Below are 20387 nucleotides of genomic sequence, written 5' to 3' on the forward strand. Positions count from 1 at the left end.
TTCGAGCGCACCAAGCCGCACGTGAACGTCGGCACGATCGGTCACGTCGACCACGGCAAGACCACGCTGACGGCCGCTCTGACCAAGGTCGGCGCCGAGCGTTTCGGTGGCGAATTCAAGGCGTACGACGCGATCGACGCGGCGCCGGAAGAGAAGGCTCGCGGCATCACGATTTCGACCGCACACGTCGAATACGAAAGCCCGAACCGCCACTACGCGCACGTGGACTGCCCGGGCCACGCCGACTACGTGAAGAACATGATCACGGGTGCGGCGCAGATGGACGGCGCGATCCTGGTGTGCTCGGCCGCTGACGGCCCGATGCCGCAGACCCGCGAACACATCCTGCTGTCGCGTCAGGTCGGCGTGCCGTACATCGTCGTGTTCCTGAACAAGGCCGACATGGTGGACGACGCCGAGCTGCTCGAGCTGGTCGAGATGGAAGTGCGCGAGCTGCTGTCGAAGTACGAGTTCCCGGGCGACGACACCCCGATCATCCACGGCTCGGCCCGTCTGGCGCTGGAAGGCGACCAGAGCGAGATCGGCGTGCCGGCGATCATCAAGCTGGTCGAGGCGCTGGATAGCTTCATTCCGGAGCCGGAGCGCGCGATCGACAAGCCGTTCCTGATGCCGGTGGAAGACGTGTTCTCGATCTCGGGCCGCGGCACCGTGGTGACCGGCCGTATCGAGCGCGGCATCATCAAGGTGGGCGACGAAATCGAAATCGTCGGCATCCGTCCGACCCAGAAGACCACGGTCACCGGCGTCGAGATGTTCCGCAAGCTGCTGGACCAGGGCCAGGCGGGCGACAACGCGGGCCTGCTGCTGCGCGGCACCAAGCGTGACGACGTCGAGCGCGGCCAGGTGCTGGCCAAGCCGGGTTCGATCACCCCGCACACCGAGTTCGAGGGCGAGGTGTACGTGCTGTCGAAGGACGAAGGCGGCCGCCACACCCCGTTCTTCAAGGGCTACCGTCCGCAGTTCTACTTCCGCACCACCGACATCACCGGCGCGGTGACGCTGCCGGAAGGCGTCGAGATGGTCATGCCGGGCGACAACATCAAGATGGTCGTGCAGCTGATCAACCCGGTGGCGATGGACGAAGGCCTGCGCTTCGCGATCCGCGAAGGCGGCCGCACCGTCGGCGCCGGCGTGGTGTCGAAGATCCTGAAGTGACGATCTGACCCGCGCGCGCTTTGCGCGCGCGGCCTGGTCAGATCGTCATCCCCGCGAAAGCGGGGATCCAGAGACGAGGCCTAACCCCCGAAGTCTCAGGCGAAAGATCCCGCGGCGGCCTCCCGGCCGCCGCGGCTTTTCCAGGCCAGCCAGCTCCCTGAACGGATCTGCCGGCCGGTCCGCAATCCCGCAGGACAGGGGAGTTGCATCGCCCCCGTCAATGCCGCTAGAATGCGCGACCACCGTGCCAGCCTGGTTCCCAGACCGGCACAACCAGCGAAATGAGGAACAGGACGTCCCTCGTATTCGCCAGACAGGGATATGTCGCACGGCAGCTCCGTACGTTCCGGGCCCACAAGGCATCCAGGGAACAGTAACGGGGCCCTTCGTGCGTTCTGCTCAGTCTGGGGCGGGCCGGGAAACCGGGCCGCCTTAGCTTTTCCAGGCAAGGAAGCTCCGGGGCGAGGGTGTTGCCCTGGAGTGTTTGCGTTTTCGTGGGGCCGGCGCACCCAGAAGCCGTCCCGTCGCTCTTTCAACCAAGGAATTCCGTTCATGGCGGACCAAAAGATCCGGATCCGGCTCAAGGCGTACGATCATCGTCTGATCGACCGCTCGGCCAGCGAGATCGTCGAAACGGCCAAGCGGACCGGCGCGCAAGTGCGCGGCCCGATCCCCCTGCCGACCAAGATCGAGCGCTATACCGTTCTCGTCTCCCCGCACGTCGACAAGGACGCGCGCGACCAGTACGAGACCCGCACGCACAAGCGCGTGCTCGACATCGTCGACCCCAACGACAAGACCGTGGACGCGCTGATGAAGCTCGAACTCGCGGCTGGCGTTGATGTCCAGATCAAGCTGACCTGAGGCAACCACTATGACCGCGAAGAAGTATTCGTTGGGCATCGTCGGTCGCAAGGCCGGCATGAGCCGTTTCTTCACCGAAGACGGCAAGTCGGTTCCGGTGACCCTCATCGAGGCGACCCCGAACCGCATCACCCAGATCAAGACCGAAGACACCGACGGCTACAGCGCCGTGCAGGTGACGGTCGGCGTGCGCCGCGCCGCGCTCGTCAACAAGCCCGAAGCCGGTCACCTCGCCAAGGCGAAGGTCGAAGCCGGTCGCGGCCTGTGGGAGCTGCGCGTGGAAGCCGACCAGATCGGCGCCTTCGAAGTGGGCGGCGAGATCAAGGCCGACATCTTCAGCGCCGGCCAGCTGGTCGACGTCCAGGGCGTCACCAAGGGCAAGGGCTTCCAGGGCACGATCAAGCGCTGGAACTTCCGCATGGGCGACGCGACGCACGGTAACTCGCTGTCGCACCGCTCGCCGGGCTCCATCGGCCAGCGCCAGACGCCGGGCCGCGTGTTTCCGGGCAAGAAGATGTCGGGCCACATGGGCGCCGTCCAGCAGAGCACCCAGCGTCTTGAAGTGGTCAAGGTCGACGCCGAGCGCGGCCTGATCGCGATCAAGGGCGCCGTGCCGGGCGCGCCGGGTGGCGACGTGATCGTCCGTCCCTCGAGCAAGGCATAAGGAGAGATGACGATGGAACTCGCCATCAACAACAGCAGCAAGACTCTGTCGGTCTCCGACGAGATCTTCGGCCGCGAATTCAGCGAAGACCTGGTCCATCAGGTCGTCGTCGCCTATCGCAACGCCGGTCGCGCCGGCACCAAGGCGCAGAAGACCCGTTCGGAAGTCAACGGCACCACCAAGAAGTCGAAGAAGCAGAAGGGCGGCGGCGCTCGTCACGGCGCTCTGACCGCTCCGATCTTCGTCGGCGGCGGCGTGACCTTCGCGGCCAAGCCGCGCAGCTTCGCGCAGAAGGTCAACCGCAAGATGTACCGCGCCGCGATCGCCGCGATCCTGTCCGAGCTGAACCGCCAGGGCCGGATCAAGGTCGTCGAGAGCTTCGACATCGATGCGCCGAAGACCAAGGGCCTGATCGAAAAGCTCAAGAGCCTGGAAGTCGGCCGCCGTCCGCTGATCGTCACCGAAGAGGCCACCGAGAACCTGTACCTCTCGGCCCGCAACCTGCCGTACGTCGAAGTGCGTGATGTCCAGGGCCTGGATCCGGTCGCCCTCGTCGGCGCCGACTCGGTCGTGCTCACCAGCGATGCGGTCAAGAAGATCGAGGAGTGGCTGGCATGAACGACGCCAAGCTCTACAGCATCATCCGCGCGCCGCGCGTGTCCGAAAAGACCGCGCGTCTGCAGGAAGTTTCCAACCAATACGTCTTCGAAGTTTCGAACGAAGCCACCAAGGCCGACATCAAGGTCGCCGTGGAAAAGCTGTTCGACGTCAAGGTCGAGGCTGTCAATGTGGTCAACGTGAAGGGCAAGAACAAGGCCTTCCGCAACCGCATGGGCCGTCGCGGCGACTGGCGCAAGGCGTACGTGAAGCTGGCCGACGGCCAGTCGATCGACGTGATGGCCAAGGCCTGAGGAAAGACCCATGGCATTGATGACTTTCAAGCCCACCTCCGCAGGCCGCCGCAACGCGGTCCGCGTCGTGACCCCGGGCCTGCACAAGGGCGCGCCGCACGCGGCCCTGATCGAAAAGCAGGGCAAGACCGGCGGCCGTAACCACCACGGCCGGATCACCACCCGCCACATCGGCGGCGGTCACAAGCAGCACTACCGCATCATCGACTTCAAGCGCGACAAGGAAGGCATCCCGGCGCGCGTGGAGCGGATCGAATACGATCCCAACCGCACCGCGCACATCGCGCTGCTGTGCTACGTCGATGGCGAGCGCCGTTACATCATCGCCCCGAAGGGCCTGAAGGACGGCGACCAGGTCATCGCCGGCCGCGACGCCCCCATCAAGGTGGGCAATACGCTGCCGCTGACCAACATCCCGGTCGGCTCCACCGTGTGCTGCGTCGAGATGAAGCCGGGCAAGGGCGCCCAGCTGGCCCGCGCGGCCGGCGCCAGCGCCTACCTGGTGGCTCGCGAGCAGGGCTACGCCACGCTGCGTCTTCGCTCCGGCGAAATGCGCAAGGTGCCGGTCGAGTGCCGCGCCACCATCGGCGAAGTCGGCAACGACGAGCACAGCCTCGAGAAGCTCGGCAAGGCCGGCGCCAAGCGTTGGCGCGGCATCAAGCCGACCGTCCGCGGCGCGGCCATGAACCCCGTCGACCATCCGCACGGCGGTGGTGAGGCGAAGGCTGGCCAGGGCAACCCGCATCCGGTCACCCCGTGGGGTGTTCCGACCAAGGGTTACAAGACGCGCAAGAACAAGCGCACCACGCAATTCATCGTGCGCGATCGCAGGGGTTAATCGGCCATGGCACGTTCACTGAAGAAGGGTCCGTTCGTCGACCACCATCTGATCAAGAAGGTGGAGACCGCGGGCAACAACAAGAAGCCGATCAAGACTTGGTCGCGCCGCTCGATGGTGCTGCCGGAGATGGTGGGTTTCACGATCGCCGTCCACAACGGCAAGAACCACATCCCGGTGCTGGTCAACGAAAACATGGTTGGCCACAAGCTTGGCGAGTTCGCCCTGACCCGTACGTTCAAGGGTCACGGCGGCGACAAGAAGTCGGGCAAGTAAGGAGATGACCATGGAAGCGAAAGCCATCCTGCGCACCGCGCGCATCTCCCCGCAGAAGGCCCGCCTGGTCGCCGACCAGGTGCGCGGTCTATCCGCCGAGCGCGCCGTCAACCTGCTGAAGTTCTCGGACAAGAAGGCTGCTGCACTGATCCGCAAGGTCGTGGAGTCCGCCATCGCCAACGCCGAGAACAACCAGGGCGCCGACGTCGACGATCTCAAGGTCAAGACCATCATGGTTGACGAGGGTCCCGCACTTAAGCGCTTCATGGCGCGTGCGAAGGGCCGCGGCACCCGCATCCTCAAGCGCACCAGCCACATCACTGTGGTTGTGGGCGCCGGCAAGTAAGGCGGAGTAGACAATGGGTCATAAAGTTCATCCGACCGGAATCCGCCTGGGCATCGCCAAGGATTGGAATTCCAAGTGGTTCGCCAACAAGAAGCAGTACGCCGAATACCTGGCGGCTGACCTGAAGGTTCGCGAGATGCTTCGCAAGAAGCTGGCTCAGGCCGGCATCTCGAAGATCTTCATCGAACGTCCGGCGAACAACGCCCGCGTGACGATCCACACCGCCCGTCCGGGCGTGGTGATCGGCAAGCGCGGCGAGGACATCGAGAAGCTGCGTAAGGAAGTCAGCAACCTGATGGGCGTTCCGGCGCACATCAACGTGACCGAGGTCCGCAAGCCGGAACTCGACGCGCAGCTGGTCGCCGAATCGATCGCGCAGCAGCTCGAGCGCCGCATCATGTTCCGCCGCGCGATGAAGCGCGCGGTGGGCAACGCGATGCGCCTGGGCGCCCTGGGCATCAAGGTCAACGTCGCCGGCCGCCTCAACGGCGCCGAGATCGCGCGTTCGGAGTGGTATCGCGAAGGCCGCGTGCCGCTGCATACCCTGCGCGCCGACATCGACTACGGCTTCGCCGAAGCCAAGACGACCTACGGCATCATCGGCATCAAGACCTGGATCTATAAGGGCGAAGTGTTCGATTTCGCCCAGATCGGCCAGGAGAAGCAGGACGACTCGCCGCGCAACGAGCGTGGTGACCGTGGCGACCGCGGCGATCGCGGCGACCGCGGCGATCGCAACGACCGCTCGGGCCGTCCTGCCCGCGAACAGAGGTAATCCGCCATGCTGCAACCCAAGCGAACCAAGTACCGCAAGGTACACAAGGGCCGTAACGAGGGCCTGAGCTGGAACGGCAACGCCGTCAGCTTCGGCGAGTACGGCCTCAAGGCGACCGCGCACGGCCAGCTGACCGCTCGCCAGATCGAAGCGGCCCGCCGCTCGATCAGCCGCTACGTCAAGCGCGGCGGCAAGATGTGGATCCGCGTGTTCCCGGACAAGCCGATCACCAAGAAGCCGATCGAAGTCCGAATGGGCTCCGGTAAGGGCAACGTCGAGTACTGGGTCGCCCAGATCCAGCCCGGTCGCATGATTTACGAGATCGAAGGTGTGGCCGAAGACGTGGCGCGCGAAGCGTTCCGCCTGGCCGCCGCCAAGCTCTCGGTGACCACCACTTTCGTTACCCGGACGGTGCGCTAATGGAACTCAAGCAACTGCGCGAGAAGTCTGCCGATGAGCTGAAGGCTCATCTGGTCGAGCTGCACAAGGAGGGCTTCGCCCTGCGCATGCAGAAGGCCACCGGCCAGCTCGCCAAGACCCACGAGGCCCGCCGCGTGCGCCGCGAGATCGCTCGCGTCAACATGCTGCTGGGCGAGAAGAAGTAAGGACCCTGCCATGACCGACAACAAGACAGAGAAGGCTGTGCGCACGGTTGAAGGCCGGGTCGTCAGCAACAAGATGGACAAGACCGTCACCGTGCTCGTCGAGCGCCAGGTCAAGCACGCGCTGTACGGCAAGTACATCCGCCGCTCGACCAAGCTCCACGCCCACGACGCCGACAACGCCTGCAAGGAAGGCGACATCGTGCGCGTGAAGGAGATCGCTCCGCTGTCCAAGACCAAGAACTGGAGCGTGGTTGAGATCGTCAGCCGCGTGGCCGAATAAGAGGAGGCTGAACCATGATCCAGATGCAAAGCTACCTCGGCGTGGCCGACAACTCCGGGGCTAAGGAAGTGATGTGCATCAAGGTGCTCGGCGGCTCCAAGCGCCGCTACGCGCACATTGGCGACATCATCAAGGTCACCGTGAAGGACGCGATCCCGCGCGGCAAGGTCAAGAAGGGCGACGTCTACGACGCCGTCGTGGTCCGCACCCGCAAGGGTGTGCGCCGTCCGGACGGCTCGCTGATCCGCTTCGACGGCAACGCTGCGGTGTTGCTCAACAACAAGCATGAGCCGATCGGCACCCGTATCTTCGGGCCCGTGACTCGCGAGCTGCGCTCGGAGAAGTTCATGAAGATCGTTTCGCTCGCGCCTGAAGTGCTCTGAGCGGAGGAACTAGACCATGAACCGTATCAAGAAGGGCGATCAGGTGATCGTCACCGCCGGCAAGGACAAGGGCAAGAAGGGCGATGTGGTGCGCGTGCTCGGCGACAAGGTCGTCGTGTCGAACATCAACATCGTCAAGCGCCACACCAAGCCGAATCCGCAGGCCAACCAGCCGGGCGGCGTGGTGGAGCGCGAAGCGCCGATCCACATTTCCAACGTCATGCTGTTCAACCCGGCCACCGGCAAGGGCGAACGCATCGGTTTCAAGGTGCTGGAGGATGGACGCAAATTGCGTGTGTTCCGCTCCAGCGGTGAGGCGGTTGACGCCTGAGGAATGCTGAGATGACCACCCGGCTCGAAGAGTTTTACAAGAAAGAAGTGGTTCCCGCGCTGACCGAAAAGTTCGGCTACAAGAACCCGATGGAAGTGCCGCGCCTCGTCAAGATCACGCTGAACATGGGCGTGGGCGAAGCCGCCACCAACAAGAAGATCCTGGAAAATGCCGTCGCCGACATGACCAAGATCGCCGGTCAGAAGCCGGTCGTGACCAAGTCCCGCGTGTCGGTGGCTTCGTTCAAGATCCGCGACGGCTGGCCGATCGGCGCCAAGGTCACCCTGCGCCGCGCCAAGATGTTCGAGTTCCTGGACCGCCTGATCAACATCTCGCTGCCGCGCGTCCGCGACTTCCGCGGCGTGTCGGGCCGTTCGTTCGACGGCCGCGGCAACTACAACATGGGCGTCAAGGAACAGATCATCTTCCCGGAAATCGACTTCGACCAGGTCGACGCCCTGCGCGGCATGGACATCGCGATCACCACGACCGCGAAGACCGACGCCGAGGCCAAGGCCCTGCTCGAAGCCTTCCGCTTCCCGTTCCGTAACTGAGGCTAGGATTGAACAATGGCTAAGACCTCCATGGTCAACCGCGACCTCAAGCGGGCCAAGCTGGCGAAGAAGTTCGCGGCCAAGCGCGACGCGCTGAAGAAGATCATCTCCAGCGACGCGTCCTCGTACGAAGACAAGATGGACGCGGTGGTCAAGCTGCAGAAGCTGCCGCGCGACTCCTCGCCGAGCCGTCAGCGCAACCGTTGCGCCCTGACCGGCCGTTCGCGCGGCGTCTACCAGAAGTTCGGCCTGGGCCGCAACAAGCTGCGCGAAGCCACCATGCGCGGCGACGTGCCGGGCCTGCGCAAGGCCAGCTGGTAAGCGATCCACGCCGGCAACCGAGCAGACCTTAAAAGTCTGTTATAGTTGCCGGCTTCCCGGGCTTCGGCCCGGGTTTCCAGCGCGGCCTTCGGGCCGCGCTGGCGTTGTTGCAAGAGGCTATATACAACTGAAATTCGCAATCCCGCGGATATCGGTGCTACTCATAGGTGACTTTTAATGAGCATGACTGATCCCATCGCCGACATGCTGGTCCGCATCAAGAATGCGGCCGCTGTGCGCAAGCAGACGGTGAAGATGCCTTCGTCCAAGGTGAAGGTGGCCATCGCCGCCGTGCTGAAGGAAGAGGGCTACATCCTGGACTCCCGCGTGACCGAGGTCGCCCCGGGCAAGTCCGAACTCGAAATTTCGCTGAAGTACTACGAAGGCAAGCCGGTGATCGAGCGCCTGCAGCGCTACTCCCGCTCGGGCCTGCGCCAGTACCGCGGCAAGGCCGATCTGCCCAAGGTCCTCGGTGGCCTGGGCGTCGCCATCATCTCCACCTCCAAGGGCATCATGACCGATGCGCAGGCGCGCCAGCAGGGCGTCGGCGGTGAAGTCCTGTGCTTCGTGGCCTAAGGGAGTAAACGAACCATGTCCCGAGTTGCCAAGAAGCCGATCGCCCTGCCGAAGGGCGTCGAAGTCAACGTGCAGGCCGATTCGATCGTCGCCAAGGGCCCGAAGGGCTCGCTGACCATCGCCAAGCCCGCCGCGATCAACCTCAAGATCGAAAACAACGAAGCGGTCTTCGCCACCGAAGACGCCGCGCTGATCCCGCTGACCGGCACCCTGCGCGCGATCCTGGCCAACATGGTCAAGGGCGTGTCGGAAGGTTTCGAGCGCAAGCTCGAGCTGGTCGGCGTCGGTTACCGCGCCGCGATGCAGGGCAAGGACCTCAGCCTGTCGCTGGGTTTCTCGCACCCGGTCGTGTTCCAGGCCCCGGAAGGCATCACCCTCGCCGCTCCGACCCAGACCGAGATCCTGGTCCAGGGCGCGGACAAGCAGCGCGTGGGCGAAGTCGCCGCCAAGATTCGCGGTTTCCGTCCGCCGGAGCCCTATAAGGGCAAGGGTGTGAAGTACGCCGGCGAAGTCATCATCCGCAAGGAAGCCAAGAAGGCTTAACGGGTAGGGCGCCGGCCCCCGGGCCGGCCTCGATAGACCAAGTCTTCAGCTTTCGGAGATCAGAACATGAACAAGAACACCGCTCGCCTGCGTCGCGCCAAGTCGACCCGCTCGCACATCCGCAACCTCGGCGTCGCCCGTCTGACCGTGCTGCGCACCGGTCAGCACCTGTACGCCCAGGTCTTCACCGCCGACGGCTCCAAGGTCCTGGCCACCGCCTCGACCGTGCAGGCCGACGTCAAGGAAGGCCTGAAGAACGGCAAGAACGCCGAAGCCGCCGCCAAGGTCGGCAAGATGATCGCCGAGCGCGCCAAGGCCGCCGGCATCGAGAAGGTCGCGTTCGACCGCTCGGGCTACCGCTACCACGGCCGCATCAAGGCGCTGGCCGACGCCGCGCGCGAAGGCGGCCTGCAGTTCTGATCCGGCGCGCGCCTCTCAGGGGCGCGCCCGCATCCGGACTTGAAAGCGTGGAGATTCGTCTCCACGCCTTGGGCACCGAATCGTTTCACCTGCCGACGCGGGCCGCGTCGGGCGCCATCGCGGATTGCCGCGGCGGCCGCTGCACCCGAAGTACTTCACAACCATAAGCGGCCACGCCGCAAATTCCTTCAATCAACGAGATTATCGAAATGGCAGACGAAAGAGCGCCGCGGGGCCGCGATCGCGATCGCAACCGCGAAGAGATCGACGACGGCATGATCGAGAAGCTGATCGCGGTCAACCGCGTCAGCAAGACCGTCAAGGGCGGCCGCCAGTTCACCTTCACCGCGCTGACGGTGGTGGGCGACGGCAACGGCAAGGTCGGCTTCGGCTACGGCAAGGCGCGCGAAGTGCCGGTCGCGATCCAGAAGTCGATGGAATACGCGCGCAAGGCGATGAACACCGTCGAGCTCAACAACGGCACCCTGTGGCACGCCGTCAAGTCGGGCCACGGCGCGGCGCATGTGTACATGCAGCCGGCGTCGGAAGGTACCGGCGTGATCGCCGGCGGCGCGATGCGCGCCGTGCTCGAAGCGGTCGGCGTCAAGAACGTGCTGGCCAAGGCCACCGGTTCGCGCAACCCGATCAACCTGGTTCGCGCTACCCTGCGGGGCCTGACCGAAATGCACTCGCCGGCCAAGATCGCGGCCAAGCGCGGCAAGAAGGTGGAGGATCTCCTCAATGGCTAAGAACGAAGCCGGTACCGGCACCGTCAAGGTGCGTCTGGTCAAGGGTCTGCGTGGCACCCAGTCGCGTCACCGCCTGTCGGTGCGCGCGCTGGGCCTGAACAAGCTCAACGATGTGCGTGAACTCAAGGACAGCCCGCAGGTTCGCGGTCTGATCAACAAGGTTCACTACCTCGTCCAGGTCGAGGAGTAATCCATCATGCGTCTCAACACTCTCAAGCCCGCCGACGGCGCCCGTCAGGAACGTACCCGCGTCGGTCGCGGCATCGGTTCCGGCCTGGGCAAGACCGCCGGTCGCGGCCACAAGGGCTCGTTCGCGCGCTCGGGCAAGGGCAAGATCAAGGCCGGCTTCGAAGGCGGCCAGATGCCCATGCAGCGTCGCCTGCCCAAGATCGGCTTCCGCTCGAAGCTGGCCAAGGATACCGCCGAAGTGCTGCTGTACCAGCTGGACAAGCTGGAAGCCGGCGAGATCGATTTCGCCGCGCTGAAGGCCGCCAAGCTCGTTCCGAGCACGGCCAAGCAGGCCAAGATCGTGAAGAAGGGCGAGCTGACCAAGAAGTTCGTGCTCAAGGGCGTGCTCGCTACCGCTGGCGCCAAGGCCGCCATCGAAGCGGCCGGCGGCAAGATCGAGGAGTAACTGACGAATGGCGCGCAGCGGCAACGCAATGGCTGGTATCGGCGGCGGGCTCGGCAAGTTCACCGAGTTGCGTCAGCGTCTGCTGTTCGTCATCGGCGCGTTGATCGTCTATCGCATCGGCAGCTACATCCCGGTGCCGGGTATCAACCCGGAGGCGATGGTCAAGTTCATGGAGACCAAGCAGGGCACCATCGTGGACATGTTCAACATGTTCTCGGGCGGCGCCCTGCATCGCTTCAGCCTGTTCGCCCTCAATGTGATGCCGTACATCTCGGCGTCGATCATCGTGCAGCTGCTGGTGCAGATCGTGCCCAGCCTGAAGGCCATCCAGAAGGAAGGCGAGTCGGGCCGGCGCAAGATCAACCAGTGGTCGCGCATGGGCGCCATTCCGCTGGCGGTGTTCCAGGCCTGGGGCATCGCCGCCGGCCTGCAGTCCAGCGTGGCGCCCGACGGCGTGCCGGTGGTGTATGCGCCGGGCATGGGCTTCATCCTGACCGCGGTGATCGCGTTGACCGCGGGCACCATGTTCCTGATGTGGCTGGGCGAACAGATCACCGAACGTGGCGTCGGCAACGGCGTTTCGCTCATCATCTTCGCCGGCATCGTCGCCGGCCTGCCGGCCGCGGTCCTGCATATGTTCGAGCAGATCCGCAACGGCGATATGAGCGCGATCGCGGCGATCGTGGTGATCCTGCTGGTGTTCGGCTTCACCTACCTGGTGGTCTTCGTCGAACGCGGCCAGCGCCGGATCACGGTCAACTACGCGCGCCGTCAGGGCGGTCGCAACGCCTATATGAACCAGGCGTCGTTCCTGCCCCTGAAGCTCAACATGTCGGGCGTGATCCCGGCGATCTTCGCTTCGAGCATCGTGATGTTCCCCGCCACCGCCGCGACCTGGTTCGCCCAGAGCAACAGCGGTTCGGGTTTCTCCGGTTTCCTCCAGCGGCTCAGCCAGTGGCTGGCCCCGGGTGAACCGGTGCACATGATCCTGTATGCTGGCTTGATCATCGGCTTCGCGTTCTTCTACACGGCGCTGGTGTTCAACTCGCAGGAAACCGCCGACAACCTCAAGAAGTCGGGTGCGTTGATTCCGGGCATCCGCCCGGGCAAGGCGACGGCGGATTATGTGGACGGCGTGCTGACCCGCCTGACGGCGGCCGGCGCGATTTACCTGGTGATCGTCTGCCTCCTGCCGGAGGTCATGCGGACCCAACTGGGCACCTCGTTCTACTTCGGCGGCACCTCGCTGCTGATCGTGGTGGTCGTGGTGATGGATTTCATCGCTCAAATCCAGGCGCATCTGATGTCGCATCAGTACGAAAGCCTGTTGAAGAAAGCGAACCTGAAGGGCGGCTCGCGCGGCGGTCTCGCGCGCGGGTGAGTCAGAACCGGTTCGCGCGCCAGAGTAGCGCGCGGGGCTGAGGGGCAGGGCATCGCCATTCAGCCAGTTCCGACTCGTCGCCGGAGCATGGGCACACTCCCCATGCCGGAGCACCGTGGCACCTTCGGGTGCCGCGGGGCTTCCTATTAACCCGAGACCTAGATACAATTTCCAGTTCACTCCGCCGGGATTAATCCGTCTCGGCCGCCAAACCAGTTGGAGATCGCGTTATGGCGCGTATTGCGGGCGTCAATCTGCCTGCCCAGAAGCATGTCTGGGTTGGGCTCCAGAGCATCTACGGCATCGGCCGTACCCGTTCGAAGCAGATCTGCGAAACCGCAGGCGTGACTTCGAGCACCAAGATCCGTGACCTGTCCGAGCCGGAAGTCGAGCGCCTGCGCGCCGAGGTCGGCAAGTTCGTGGTCGAAGGCGATCTGCGCCGCGAAATCGGCATCGCCATCAAGCGTCTGATGGACCTGGGCTGCTACCGCGGCCTGCGTCACCGTCGCGGCCTGCCGCTGCGTGGTCAGCGTACCCGGACCAATGCTCGTACCCGCAAGGGTCCGCGCAAGGCCATCAAGAAGTAAGGGGACCTAGACCATGGCCAAGCCGGCAGCAGTCAAGACCAAGAAGAAGATCAAGCGCGTCGTCACCGACGGCATCGCCCACGTCCACGCTTCTTTCAACAACACCATCATCACGATCACCGACCGCCAGGGCAACGCGCTGTCGTGGGCGACTTCGGGCGGCGCCGGTTTCCGCGGCTCGCGCAAGTCGACCCCGTTCGCCGCCCAGGTCGCCGCCGAAAAGGCCGGCCGTGCTGCGCTCGACTACGGCGTCAAGTCGCTGGAAGTGCGCATCAAGGGCCCGGGTCCGGGCCGTGAATCCGCCGTGCGTTCGCTGAACAACGTCGGTTACAAGATCATCAACATCATCGACGTGACGCCGATCCCGCACAACGGGTGCCGTCCGCCGAAGAAGCGTCGCGTCTGAGGAGCTGAAAGAACATGGCTCGTTATATCGGTCCCACCTGTAAGCTCGCCCGTCGCGAAGGCGCCGACCTCGGCCTGAAGTCGTCGGCGCGCGCCCTCGACTCCAAGTGCAAGCTCGAGCAGAAGCCCGGCCAGCACGGCCCGACCGCCCGCAAGGGCAAGCTGTCGGACTACGCCACCCAGCTGCGCGAGAAGCAGAAGGTCAAGCGCATCTACGGTCTGCTGGAGCGTCAGTTCCGCAACTACTACAAGAAGGCCTCGACCAAGAAGGGCAACACCGGTGAAAACCTGTTGCAGTTCCTGGAAACCCGCCTGGACAACGTCGTCTACCGCATGGGCTTCGCCGTGACCCGTCCGGCCGCCCGCCAGCTGGTCTCGCACCGCGGCGTCACCGTCAACGGCAAGTCGGTCAACCTGCCGTCGTACCAGGTCAAGGCCGGCGACATCATCGCCCTGTCCGAACGCGCCCAGAAGCAGCTGCGCGTGCAGGAGTCGCTGACCGTCTCCTCGCAGATGGACCTGTCGCCGTCGTGGGTCGAAGTCGACAGCAAGAAGTTCAGCGGCGTGTTCAAGGCGGTTCCGGATCGCGCGGATCTGCCGGCCGACATCAACGAAGCGCTGATCGTCGAGTTGTACAGCAAGTAATAGTGCAAGCCCTGCGCCGGGTTCTCGCGAATCCGGCGCGCTGTGCACCCCAGGCCGCCGTGGCTTCAGCCGCGGCGGCCGCTCCCTCGATTCGAGGGGGCTCCAAGAGCTAAAGCCTTCCGTCGCCCCCCGGCGAAGGTCATTGGAGACACCGAAACATGACGGTTACCGCCAACCAGGTACTGCGCCCGCGTGGCCCGCAGATCGAACGCCTCAACGGCAATCGCGCCAAAGTCGTGATCGAGCCGTTGGAGCGCGGTTACGGCCACACGCTGGGCAACGCGTTGCGCCGCGTGCTGCTGTCGTCGATCCCGGGTTTCGCCATCACCGAAGTCGAAATCGACGGCGTGCTGCACGAGTACACCACGGTCGAAGGTCTGGAAGAGGACGTGCTGGAAGTCCTGCTGAACCTGAAGGACGTGGCCATCCGCATGCACACCGGCGAGTCCTCGACGCTGTCGCTGGCCAAGCAGGGCCCCGGCATCGTCACCGCCGGCGACATCAAGACCGACCACAACGTCGAAATCCTCAACACCGACCATGTGATCTGCCACCTGACCAAGGACACGGCGATCAACATGCGTCTGAAGATCGAGCGCGGCTTCGGCTACCAGCCGGCGGCCTCGCGCCGTCGTCCGGACGAAGAAACCCGCGCCATCGGCCGCCTGATGCTGGACGCCAGCTTCTCGCCGGTGCGCCGCGTCGCCTACGCCGTGGAAGCCGCGCGCGTCGAGCAGCGCACCGACCTCGACAAGCTGGTTCTGGACATCGAGACCAACGGCACGATCGACGCCGAGGAAGCCGTGCGCACCGCCGCCGACATCCTCACCGATCAGCTGTCGGTGTTCGGCGACTTCACCCACCGCGACCGCGGTGCGCAGAAGCCGGCCACCAGCGGCATCGATCCGATCCTGCTGCGCCCGATCGACGATCTGGAGCTGACGGTGCGTTCGGCCAACTGCCTCAAGGCCGAGAGCATCTACTACGTCGGCGACCTGATCCAGAAGACCGAGGTCGAGCTGCTCAAGACCCCGAACCTGGGCAAGAAGTCGCTCACCGAGATCAAGGAAGTGCTGGCTCAGCGCGGCCTGTCCCTCGGCATGAAGCTGGAAAACTGGCCGCCGGCGGGCATCGCCTCGCACGGCATGATGGGGTGAGCCCAAGCCGCTTGCACGGCACTGCCGCGCGCTTGGGCGAACGCCCGGCGCGCTGCGCCGGGCAGGGGGCGCGAAAGAGTCCACGTTGAGGCCGAACGCCGAAGCGTGGACTCTTGATTCACCCGCGCCACCGCAATCCGCACCACGTACCACCTCGCCGACGGACCACCAAGTCCGCGGCCTGCCGGTCAGGGAAGGCCGGTTCGGACCATCCGCAGTCCAATGCTCCAACGCCTGGATGGCGACAGCGAAGTCCAACCGTCACAACATTCACAGGAATCACCGTCATGCGTCACCAGAAAGCCGGTCGTAAGTTCAGCCGTACCAGCGCGCACCGCGATGCCATGTTCACCAACATGGCCGCCTCGCTGATCAAGCACGGCCTCATCCGCACCACCCTGCCCAAGGCCAAGGAACTGCGCCGCGTCGCCGAGCCGCTGATCACCCTGGCCAAGAAGGACGGCGTCGCCAACCGCCGCCTGGCCTTCTCGCGCCTGCGCGACAAGGAAGCCGTCGGCACCCTGTTCACCACCCTGGGCCCGCGCTATGCGAGCCGTCCGGGCGGCTACCTGCGCATCCTCAAGTGCGGTTTCCGCGCCGGCGACAATGCGCCGATGGCCTATGTCGAGCTGGTGGATCGTCCGGAAGCGGCGACCGAGTAATTCCCGTGCGCGCCGCATGCGGCGCGACGGACAGCCAGCACACTGGGTCTCGGCCGCGCAGCGGTCGGGGTCCAAGCGAGCAAAACCCCGGCCGAGAGGTCGGGGTTTTTGCTTTCCGGCGACGGTTACTGCGGCAACGGTTACCCCGGTAAATGTTGCAGTGCGGTAGGCTCGTCGAACGCACTTGGGAGGATTCGGGCAGGCAGGAATCGGACGGCCGTCGATGGGTAGACGAATCGTCGCAGCGCGGCAACTTTAGCGCCGCCGATGAGGTCCATCTGGGGCTGCGCAGCCGCGCAGCGTCGCCTCATCACATGGCGATTGGACATTGGCACGACCCGACCCCGACCCGTATGGTGTGTACATGAACCCCTTCAAAGCCTCCTTCCGGATCCAATTCCTGCTCGGTTTCCTGGCTTGCGCGGGCTTGCTCGCGTATGCCGTGTACCTGCAGTTCTACCAGCACCTCGAACCGTGTCCGCTGTGCATCTTCCAGCGCGTGGCGTTCGCCGCGCTCGGGCTGATGTTCCTGCTTGGCGCCATCCACGGCCCCGGCAAGCCGCTGGGCCGGCGGATCTGGGGCGTGCTCGCCCTGATCGCGGCCGGCGCCGGCATCGCCGTGGCCGGCAACCACGTGCGTCTGCAGCACCTGCCGCCGGACCAGGTTCCGGCCTGCGGCCCCGGCCTGGATTACATGATGGGCGCGATGCCGATCGGCGGCGTGATCCGCAAGGTCATGACCGGCTCGGGCGAATGCGCCAACGTCGACTGGACCTTCCTGGGCCTGGCGATGCCGGCCTGGAGCCTGATCTGCTTCGTCGTGCTGGCGCTGTGGGCGGCCTATGCCGCGTTCCGCGCGCGTTCCAGCAAGTAAACCGCCGCATCCCGCCGTCTTCGCCACCCCTCCCTTCCACCCCAACCTCCCACACACCGCGACACCCAACGGAATCCAGCAAATGAGCGCCTCCGACCGCAGCAACCTCCGTGCCGTCAACCTTCCCGCCGACTGGAGCCCGACCTCCTGGCGCGAGCGCACCGCACTGCAGCTGCCGACCTATCCGGACCAGGCCGAACTCGAATCCGCCTTGTCCGAACTGCGCCAGCTGCCGCCGCTGGTGACGTCGTGGGAGATCCTTTCGCTCAAGCAACAGCTCGCCGAGGCGCAGGAAGGCAAGCGATTTTTGCTGCAAGGCGGCGACTGCGCGGAGAGCTTCGACTCGTGCACCTCCGACGTCATCTCCAACCGGCTCAAGGTGCTGCTGCAGATGAGCCTGGTGCTGGTGCACGGCATGCGCAAGCCGGTGGTGCGGGTCGGCCGTTTCGCCGGCCAGTACGCCAAACCGCGTTCGGCCGACAGCGAGACCATCGACGGGGTGACCCTGCCGAGCTACCGCGGCGACATGGTCAACGGCCCGGCCTTCACCGAGGCCGCGCGCCGGCCCGACCCGCGCCGCATGATCAAGGCGCACGCGCGTTCGTCGATGACGATGAACTTCGTGCGCGCGCTGATCGACGGCGGTTTCGCCGACCTGCACCATCCCGAGTACTGGAACCTCAGCTGGGTCGGCCACTCGCCGCTGGCCGACGAGTACCGGCGCATGGTCAACGCCATCGGCGACGCGGTGCGCTTCATGGAGACGCTGTCGGGTTCGCAGGTGCACAACCTCAACCGGGTCGACTTCTACACCTCGCACGAGGCGCTGCTGCTGCCGTACGAGGAGTCGCTGACCCGGCAGGTGCCGCGCCACTGGGGCCACTTCAACCTCAGCACCCACTACCCGTGGATCGGCATGCGCACCGCGGCGGTGGACGGCGCCCACGCCGAGTACTTCCGCGGCATCCGCAACCCGATCGCGCTCAAGGTCGGCCCGTCGGTGACGCCGGACCAGATGCTGCGCACGATCGACCTGCTCAACCCCGAGGACGAGCCGGGCCGGCTGACCTTCATCCACCGCATGGGCGCGACCGCGATCGCCGACAAGCTGCCGCCGCTGCTGGAGGCGATGCGCCGCGACGGCCGCCGCGTGCTGTGGGTGTGCGATCCGATGCACGGCAACACCGAGAGCACCAGCAACGGCTACAAGACCCGCCGCTTCCGCAACATCCGCGCCGAGATCGAGCAGAGCTTCGAACTGCACGCCGCGGCCGGCACCCGCCTCGGCGGGGTGCACCTGGAGCTGACCGGCGAGGACGTGACCGAGTGCCTGGGCGGCGCGCGCGAGCTCACCGAGAGCGATCTGGAACGCGCGTACCGTTCGACGGTCGATCCGCGTTTGAACTACGAGCAGGCGCTGGAAGTGGCGATGCTGATCGTGCGCAAGCAGGCGCAGATCGCGGCGCCGGCTTGATCGGTTGACGTTGTGCCGAACGAAAAAGCCCGCCGTCAGGCGGGCTCTTTCGTTGCGGGAGGGAATTCCGGCGGAGCTGGCCGGCCTTTGTGGGAGGGACTTCAGTCCCGATGCCTTTGTCTGAGATCGCCGCGATCGGAGCGGAAGGCATCGGGACTGAAGTCCCTCCCACAAGAAGCCAAAGCTGCAGCCAAAGCCAAAGCTGCAGCCGAAGCCGCAGCCACGACAGGCTCAGGGACTCAACGTCACCCGATACTTCGGCGCCGTGCGCGCCTGGGTGATCTGCTCGAAGGCATACCCCAGCGACAGCAGCCTGGCGTCGTCCCAGCGCCGGCCCATGAACGCCAGGCCGACCGGCAGGCCCTGGGCCTCGCCCATCGGCACGGTCAGGCTCGGGTAGCCGGCGACCGCGGCCGCGCCCCAGCTGGCGCCGCCGAAGGCGTCGCCGTTGACCGGGTCGACCATGAACGCCGGTGTCGTCGCCGGCGCGATCAGCGCGTCGAGCCGGTGCTTCTTCATCAGCGCGTCGATGCCTTGCGCGCCGGCCAGCGCGCGCGCCTGCGCGGCGGCCTTGCGGTAGGCGGCGTCGGTCAGCGGGCCTTTCTTCGCCGCCTGCTCGAACAGCTCCTGGCCGAAGAACGGCATCTCGCGCGCGGCGTTGGCGCGGTTGAACGCGATCAGCTCGTCCAGCGTCTTGACCGGCGCGTCGCTGCCCTGCAGATAGCGCTGCAGGCCGTCCTTGAACTCGTACAGCATGACTTCGAACTCGGCGGCGCCCCATTTGCCGGCGTTCGGCATGCGCACCTCGACCACGGTCGCGCCGGCGTCGCGCAAGGCCTTGAGGCTGCGCTGCAGCGCCGCGTCCTGCTCGGGGTGGAGCTTGATGCCGGTGTCGCGCAGCAGGCCCAGGCGCGCGCCGTGCAGGGCGTCGGCGTCGAGCGCGGCGAGGAAGTCCTGGTCGCGCCTGGCGGGCGCGGCCTGGGCGGCGCTGTCGCCGCCGGCGTCGGCCGCGGCGAGGACGTTGAGCAGTTGCGCCGCGTCGGCGACGCTGCGCGCCATCGGGCCGGCGGTGTCCTGGCTGTGCGAAATCGGAATGATGCCGGCGCGGCTGACCAGACCGACGCTGGGCTTGAACCCGACCAGTCCGTTCATCGCCGCCGGGCACAGGATGCTGCCGTCGGTTTCGGTGCCCACGCCGACCGCGGCCAGGCTGGCGGCGATGGCCGCGCCGGTGCCGCTGCTGGAGCCGCAGGCGCTGCGGTCGAGCGCGTAGGGATTGCGGGTGAGCCCGCCGCGGCCGCTCCAGCCGGAGATCGAGCGGTCGGAGCGGAAGTTGGCCCACTCGCTGAGGTTGGTCTTGCCCAGGATCACCGCGCCGGCCTGGCGCAGCGCCGCGACCAGCGGCGCGTCCTGCCTGGGCCGGTGCGCGGCCAGCGCCAGCGAGCCGGCCGAGTTGACCATCGGCACCGCGTCGATGTTGTCCTTGATCAACACCGGAATGCCGTGCAGCGGGCCGCGGGTACGGCCGGCCTTGCGTTCTTCATCGAGCGCGCGCGCCTCATTCAGCGCATTGGGATTGAGCTCGATCACCGCGTTGAGCTGCGGGCCGGCATCGTCGAGCGCGGCGATGCGGTCGAGGTAGGCCTGGGTCAGGCGCGCGCTGCTGAGTTCGCCGCCGGCCATGCGCGCGGCCAGCGAGGCGAGGTCGGCCTCGGCGATGCGCAGCGGGTCGCCGGGAACGAAGTCGCGCGGCGCCTGCGCGGCGGAGGCGGCGATGGGTTGCGGCGGCCGCGGTGCAGGGCCGCCGGCGCAGCCGGCTAGGGCGGCGGCGAAGGCCGCGAGGCAGACGAGCGCGATCGGGCGCGGCGCGGGAGACAGGACGGGCATGGCCGGTTCCGGAACGAGGCGAGGGCGAGGCGAGTATGCCTGCGGCGCCCGCGCGCGGAAGCCGGGCGC

General features: G+C 65.9%; 32 protein-coding genes and 1 pseudogene. 31 read left to right on the forward strand and 2 right to left on the reverse strand.

What is annotated here, in order from left to right; translation table 11 throughout:
• The 30 genes and pseudogenes from tuf to A7A76_RS10835 form a co-directional block, all read left to right on the forward strand.
• Window positions 1-1176: elongation factor Tu (gene tuf, locus A7A76_RS10690; RefSeq protein ID WP_241200861.1), on the forward strand; the 1176-nt coding region annotated here is incomplete at its 5' end.
• Window positions 1177-1728: 552 nt separating this feature from the next.
• On the forward strand, window positions 1729-2040 hold the full coding sequence (gene rpsJ, locus A7A76_RS10695; RefSeq protein ID WP_022968186.1) for a 30S ribosomal protein S10: 312 nt from the start codon (window positions 1729-1731) through the stop codon (window positions 2038-2040).
• A 10-nt stretch (window positions 2041-2050) separates the two neighbouring features.
• Window positions 2051-2704: a 50S ribosomal protein L3 gene (gene rplC / locus A7A76_RS10700; RefSeq protein ID WP_057948555.1), complete on the forward strand. Its 654-nt coding sequence runs from the start codon at window positions 2051-2053 to the stop codon at window positions 2702-2704.
• Between the two features lie 12 nt (window positions 2705-2716).
• Complete coding sequence (gene rplD / locus A7A76_RS10705; RefSeq protein WP_123647193.1) at window positions 2717-3322, forward strand: 50S ribosomal protein L4; 606 nt, start codon at window positions 2717-2719, stop codon at window positions 3320-3322.
• Window positions 3319-3615, forward strand: coding sequence for a 50S ribosomal protein L23 (rplW, locus tag A7A76_RS10710; protein ID WP_206411188.1), 297 nt, complete (start codon window positions 3319-3321; stop codon window positions 3613-3615). Before rplD ends, rplW begins: the two co-directional genes overlap by 4 nt.
• 10 nt (window positions 3616-3625) lie before the next feature.
• Window positions 3626-4453, forward strand: coding sequence for a 50S ribosomal protein L2 (gene rplB / locus A7A76_RS10715; RefSeq protein ID WP_074872134.1), 828 nt, complete (start codon window positions 3626-3628; stop codon window positions 4451-4453).
• A 6-nt stretch (window positions 4454-4459) separates the two neighbouring features.
• Window positions 4460-4729, forward strand: coding sequence for a 30S ribosomal protein S19 (gene rpsS, locus A7A76_RS10720; RefSeq protein WP_031373832.1), 270 nt, complete (start codon window positions 4460-4462; stop codon window positions 4727-4729).
• A gap of 10 nt (window positions 4730-4739) precedes the next feature.
• Window positions 4740-5075, forward strand: a complete 336-nt coding sequence (gene rplV / locus A7A76_RS10725; RefSeq protein ID WP_055902442.1) for a 50S ribosomal protein L22 — start codon at window positions 4740-4742, stop codon at window positions 5073-5075.
• Between the two features lie 13 nt (window positions 5076-5088).
• A complete protein-coding gene (gene rpsC / locus A7A76_RS10730) occupies window positions 5089-5850 on the forward strand; it encodes a 30S ribosomal protein S3 (protein ID WP_074872138.1) in 762 nt (253 codons plus the stop codon).
• A gap of 6 nt (window positions 5851-5856) precedes the next feature.
• Window positions 5857-6270, forward strand: a complete 414-nt coding sequence (gene rplP, locus A7A76_RS10735; protein WP_055902334.1) for a 50S ribosomal protein L16 — start codon at window positions 5857-5859, stop codon at window positions 6268-6270.
• On the forward strand, window positions 6270-6455 hold the full coding sequence (gene rpmC / locus A7A76_RS10740) for a 50S ribosomal protein L29 (RefSeq protein ID WP_074872140.1): 186 nt from the start codon (window positions 6270-6272) through the stop codon (window positions 6453-6455). Before rplP ends, rpmC begins: the two co-directional genes overlap by 1 nt.
• Window positions 6456-6465: 10 nt before the next feature.
• Entirely contained in the window at window positions 6466-6735 is a 270-nt protein-coding gene (gene rpsQ, locus A7A76_RS10745) for a 30S ribosomal protein S17 (protein WP_057948547.1), read from the forward strand.
• Window positions 6736-6749: 14 nt separating this feature from the next.
• A complete protein-coding gene (gene rplN, locus A7A76_RS10750) occupies window positions 6750-7118 on the forward strand; it encodes a 50S ribosomal protein L14 (RefSeq protein WP_031373826.1) in 369 nt (122 codons plus the stop codon).
• A 16-nt stretch (window positions 7119-7134) separates the two neighbouring features.
• Entirely contained in the window at window positions 7135-7449 is a 315-nt protein-coding gene (gene rplX / locus A7A76_RS10755; protein WP_057948546.1) for a 50S ribosomal protein L24, read from the forward strand.
• An 11-nt stretch (window positions 7450-7460) separates the two neighbouring features.
• On the forward strand, window positions 7461-8003 hold the full coding sequence (gene rplE, locus A7A76_RS10760; RefSeq protein ID WP_206411189.1) for a 50S ribosomal protein L5: 543 nt from the start codon (window positions 7461-7463) through the stop codon (window positions 8001-8003).
• A gap of 15 nt (window positions 8004-8018) precedes the next feature.
• Window positions 8019-8324, forward strand: coding sequence for a 30S ribosomal protein S14 (rpsN, locus tag A7A76_RS10765; RefSeq protein WP_057948544.1), 306 nt, complete (start codon window positions 8019-8021; stop codon window positions 8322-8324).
• Window positions 8325-8501: 177 nt separating this feature from the next.
• Entirely contained in the window at window positions 8502-8900 is a 399-nt protein-coding gene (rpsH, locus tag A7A76_RS10770) for a 30S ribosomal protein S8 (RefSeq protein ID WP_040390006.1), read from the forward strand.
• 15 nt (window positions 8901-8915) lie between these two features.
• The gene (rplF, locus tag A7A76_RS10775) at window positions 8916-9443 is read left to right on the forward strand and encodes a 50S ribosomal protein L6 (protein ID WP_074872147.1); all 528 of its coding nucleotides are present in this window, start codon (window positions 8916-8918) and stop codon (window positions 9441-9443) included.
• Between the two features lie 66 nt (window positions 9444-9509).
• Window positions 9510-9863 carry a 50S ribosomal protein L18 gene (gene rplR, locus A7A76_RS10780; protein ID WP_206411190.1) on the forward strand — a complete coding sequence of 118 codons (354 nt, stop codon included), beginning with the start codon at window positions 9510-9512 and terminating at the stop codon, window positions 9861-9863.
• Window positions 9864-10072: 209 nt separating this feature from the next.
• Complete coding sequence (gene rpsE, locus A7A76_RS10785; RefSeq protein ID WP_206411191.1) at window positions 10073-10612, forward strand: 30S ribosomal protein S5; 540 nt, start codon at window positions 10073-10075, stop codon at window positions 10610-10612.
• Window positions 10605-10802, forward strand: coding sequence for a 50S ribosomal protein L30 (rpmD, locus tag A7A76_RS10790; protein WP_057948539.1), 198 nt, complete (start codon window positions 10605-10607; stop codon window positions 10800-10802). Before rpsE ends, rpmD begins: the two co-directional genes overlap by 8 nt.
• Window positions 10803-10808: 6 nt before the next feature.
• Window positions 10809-11246: a 50S ribosomal protein L15 gene (gene rplO, locus A7A76_RS10795; RefSeq protein WP_074872153.1), complete on the forward strand. Its 438-nt coding sequence runs from the start codon at window positions 10809-10811 to the stop codon at window positions 11244-11246.
• 28 nt (window positions 11247-11274) lie between these two features.
• Entirely contained in the window at window positions 11275-12627 is a 1353-nt protein-coding gene (secY, locus tag A7A76_RS10800) for a preprotein translocase subunit SecY (protein WP_425479433.1), read from the forward strand.
• Window positions 12628-12857: 230 nt separating this feature from the next.
• Window positions 12858-13214: a 30S ribosomal protein S13 gene (gene rpsM, locus A7A76_RS10805; RefSeq protein ID WP_057948536.1), complete on the forward strand. Its 357-nt coding sequence runs from the start codon at window positions 12858-12860 to the stop codon at window positions 13212-13214.
• A 13-nt stretch (window positions 13215-13227) separates the two neighbouring features.
• Window positions 13228-13620, forward strand: coding sequence for a 30S ribosomal protein S11 (gene rpsK / locus A7A76_RS10810; protein WP_057948535.1), 393 nt, complete (start codon window positions 13228-13230; stop codon window positions 13618-13620).
• 14 nt (window positions 13621-13634) lie between these two features.
• Entirely contained in the window at window positions 13635-14264 is a 630-nt protein-coding gene (rpsD, locus tag A7A76_RS10815; RefSeq protein WP_074872160.1) for a 30S ribosomal protein S4, read from the forward strand.
• A gap of 158 nt (window positions 14265-14422) precedes the next feature.
• Window positions 14423-15421 (forward strand): DNA-directed RNA polymerase subunit alpha, encoded by a 999-nt coding sequence (locus tag A7A76_RS10820; RefSeq protein WP_074872162.1) that lies wholly within the window; start codon window positions 14423-14425, stop codon window positions 15419-15421.
• A 287-nt stretch (window positions 15422-15708) separates the two neighbouring features.
• On the forward strand, window positions 15709-16083 hold the full coding sequence (gene rplQ, locus A7A76_RS10825; protein WP_206411192.1) for a 50S ribosomal protein L17: 375 nt from the start codon (window positions 15709-15711) through the stop codon (window positions 16081-16083).
• Window positions 16084-16447: 364 nt separating this feature from the next.
• Window positions 16448-16957 carry a disulfide bond formation protein B gene (locus A7A76_RS10830; protein ID WP_206411193.1) on the forward strand — a complete coding sequence of 170 codons (510 nt, stop codon included), beginning with the start codon at window positions 16448-16450 and terminating at the stop codon, window positions 16955-16957.
• Window positions 16958-17039: 82 nt separating this feature from the next.
• Window positions 17040-18416 (forward strand): annotated as a pseudogene (locus A7A76_RS10835) (class II 3-deoxy-7-phosphoheptulonate synthase); the annotation flags it as partial.
• Here the strand turns inward: A7A76_RS10835 and A7A76_RS26475 are convergent.
• Window positions 18307-18603: a DUF6053 domain-containing protein gene (locus A7A76_RS26475; RefSeq protein ID WP_428995123.1), complete on the reverse strand. Its 297-nt coding sequence runs from the start codon at window positions 18601-18603 to the stop codon at window positions 18307-18309. The pseudogene A7A76_RS10835 and the gene A7A76_RS26475 sit on opposite strands and share 110 nt — an antisense overlap.
• Between A7A76_RS26475 and A7A76_RS26480 the strand changes: the two genes are divergently transcribed.
• Window positions 18521-18712: a DUF6053 domain-containing protein gene (locus tag A7A76_RS26480; RefSeq protein ID WP_428995122.1), complete on the forward strand. Its 192-nt coding sequence runs from the start codon at window positions 18521-18523 to the stop codon at window positions 18710-18712. The genes A7A76_RS26475 and A7A76_RS26480 overlap by 83 nt on opposite strands.
• Here A7A76_RS26480 and A7A76_RS10840 read toward each other — a convergent pair.
• A complete protein-coding gene (locus A7A76_RS10840) occupies window positions 18663-20318 on the reverse strand; it encodes an amidase (RefSeq protein ID WP_206411195.1) in 1656 nt (551 codons plus the stop codon). The two genes, A7A76_RS26480 and A7A76_RS10840, sit on opposite strands and share 50 nt — an antisense overlap.
• Window positions 20319-20387: the final 69 nt, after the last annotated feature.

The organism is Lysobacter enzymogenes (assembly GCF_017168095.1).
GTDB classification, from domain to species: Bacteria; Pseudomonadota; Gammaproteobacteria; order Xanthomonadales; family Xanthomonadaceae; genus Lysobacter; species Lysobacter enzymogenes_D.

Coding starts and splice junctions, on each gene's coding strand:
- rplR (WP_206411190.1), top strand. CDS start 9,510: ATGAACAAGAACACCGCTCGCCTGCGTCGCGCCAAGTCGACCCGCTCG.
- rplO (WP_074872153.1), top strand. CDS start 10,809: ATGCGTCTCAACACTCTCAAGCCCGCCGACGGCGCCCGTCAGGAACGT.
- rpsJ (WP_022968186.1), top strand. CDS start 1,729: ATGGCGGACCAAAAGATCCGGATCCGGCTCAAGGCGTACGATCATCGT.
- rplE (WP_206411189.1), top strand. CDS start 7,461: ATGACCACCCGGCTCGAAGAGTTTTACAAGAAAGAAGTGGTTCCCGCG.
- rplD (WP_123647193.1), top strand. CDS start 2,717: ATGGAACTCGCCATCAACAACAGCAGCAAGACTCTGTCGGTCTCCGAC.
- rplF (WP_074872147.1), top strand. CDS start 8,916: ATGTCCCGAGTTGCCAAGAAGCCGATCGCCCTGCCGAAGGGCGTCGAA.
- secY (WP_425479433.1), top strand. CDS start 11,275: ATGGCTGGTATCGGCGGCGGGCTCGGCAAGTTCACCGAGTTGCGTCAG.
- rplP (WP_055902334.1), top strand. CDS start 5,857: ATGCTGCAACCCAAGCGAACCAAGTACCGCAAGGTACACAAGGGCCGT.
- rpsH (WP_040390006.1), top strand. CDS start 8,502: ATGAGCATGACTGATCCCATCGCCGACATGCTGGTCCGCATCAAGAAT.
- rplW (WP_206411188.1), top strand. CDS start 3,319: ATGAACGACGCCAAGCTCTACAGCATCATCCGCGCGCCGCGCGTGTCC.
- rplC (WP_057948555.1), top strand. CDS start 2,051: ATGACCGCGAAGAAGTATTCGTTGGGCATCGTCGGTCGCAAGGCCGGC.
- rpmC (WP_074872140.1), top strand. CDS start 6,270: ATGGAACTCAAGCAACTGCGCGAGAAGTCTGCCGATGAGCTGAAGGCT.
- rplN (WP_031373826.1), top strand. CDS start 6,750: ATGATCCAGATGCAAAGCTACCTCGGCGTGGCCGACAACTCCGGGGCT.
- rplB (WP_074872134.1), top strand. CDS start 3,626: ATGGCATTGATGACTTTCAAGCCCACCTCCGCAGGCCGCCGCAACGCG.
- A7A76_RS10830 (WP_206411193.1), top strand. CDS start 16,448: ATGAACCCCTTCAAAGCCTCCTTCCGGATCCAATTCCTGCTCGGTTTC.
- rpsK (WP_057948535.1), top strand. CDS start 13,228: ATGGCCAAGCCGGCAGCAGTCAAGACCAAGAAGAAGATCAAGCGCGTC.
- rplV (WP_055902442.1), top strand. CDS start 4,740: ATGGAAGCGAAAGCCATCCTGCGCACCGCGCGCATCTCCCCGCAGAAG.
- rpsS (WP_031373832.1), top strand. CDS start 4,460: ATGGCACGTTCACTGAAGAAGGGTCCGTTCGTCGACCACCATCTGATC.
- rpsD (WP_074872160.1), top strand. CDS start 13,635: ATGGCTCGTTATATCGGTCCCACCTGTAAGCTCGCCCGTCGCGAAGGC.
- rpsM (WP_057948536.1), top strand. CDS start 12,858: ATGGCGCGTATTGCGGGCGTCAATCTGCCTGCCCAGAAGCATGTCTGG.
- rplX (WP_057948546.1), top strand. CDS start 7,135: ATGAACCGTATCAAGAAGGGCGATCAGGTGATCGTCACCGCCGGCAAG.
- A7A76_RS10820 (WP_074872162.1), top strand. CDS start 14,423: ATGACGGTTACCGCCAACCAGGTACTGCGCCCGCGTGGCCCGCAGATC.
- rpsC (WP_074872138.1), top strand. CDS start 5,089: ATGGGTCATAAAGTTCATCCGACCGGAATCCGCCTGGGCATCGCCAAG.
- rpsQ (WP_057948547.1), top strand. CDS start 6,466: ATGACCGACAACAAGACAGAGAAGGCTGTGCGCACGGTTGAAGGCCGG.
- rpsN (WP_057948544.1), top strand. CDS start 8,019: ATGGCTAAGACCTCCATGGTCAACCGCGACCTCAAGCGGGCCAAGCTG.
- rplQ (WP_206411192.1), top strand. CDS start 15,709: ATGCGTCACCAGAAAGCCGGTCGTAAGTTCAGCCGTACCAGCGCGCAC.
- rpsE (WP_206411191.1), top strand. CDS start 10,073: ATGGCAGACGAAAGAGCGCCGCGGGGCCGCGATCGCGATCGCAACCGC.
- rpmD (WP_057948539.1), top strand. CDS start 10,605: ATGGCTAAGAACGAAGCCGGTACCGGCACCGTCAAGGTGCGTCTGGTC.
- A7A76_RS10840 (WP_206411195.1), bottom strand. CDS start 20,318: ATGCCCGTCCTGTCTCCCGCGCCGCGCCCGATCGCGCTCGTCTGCCTC.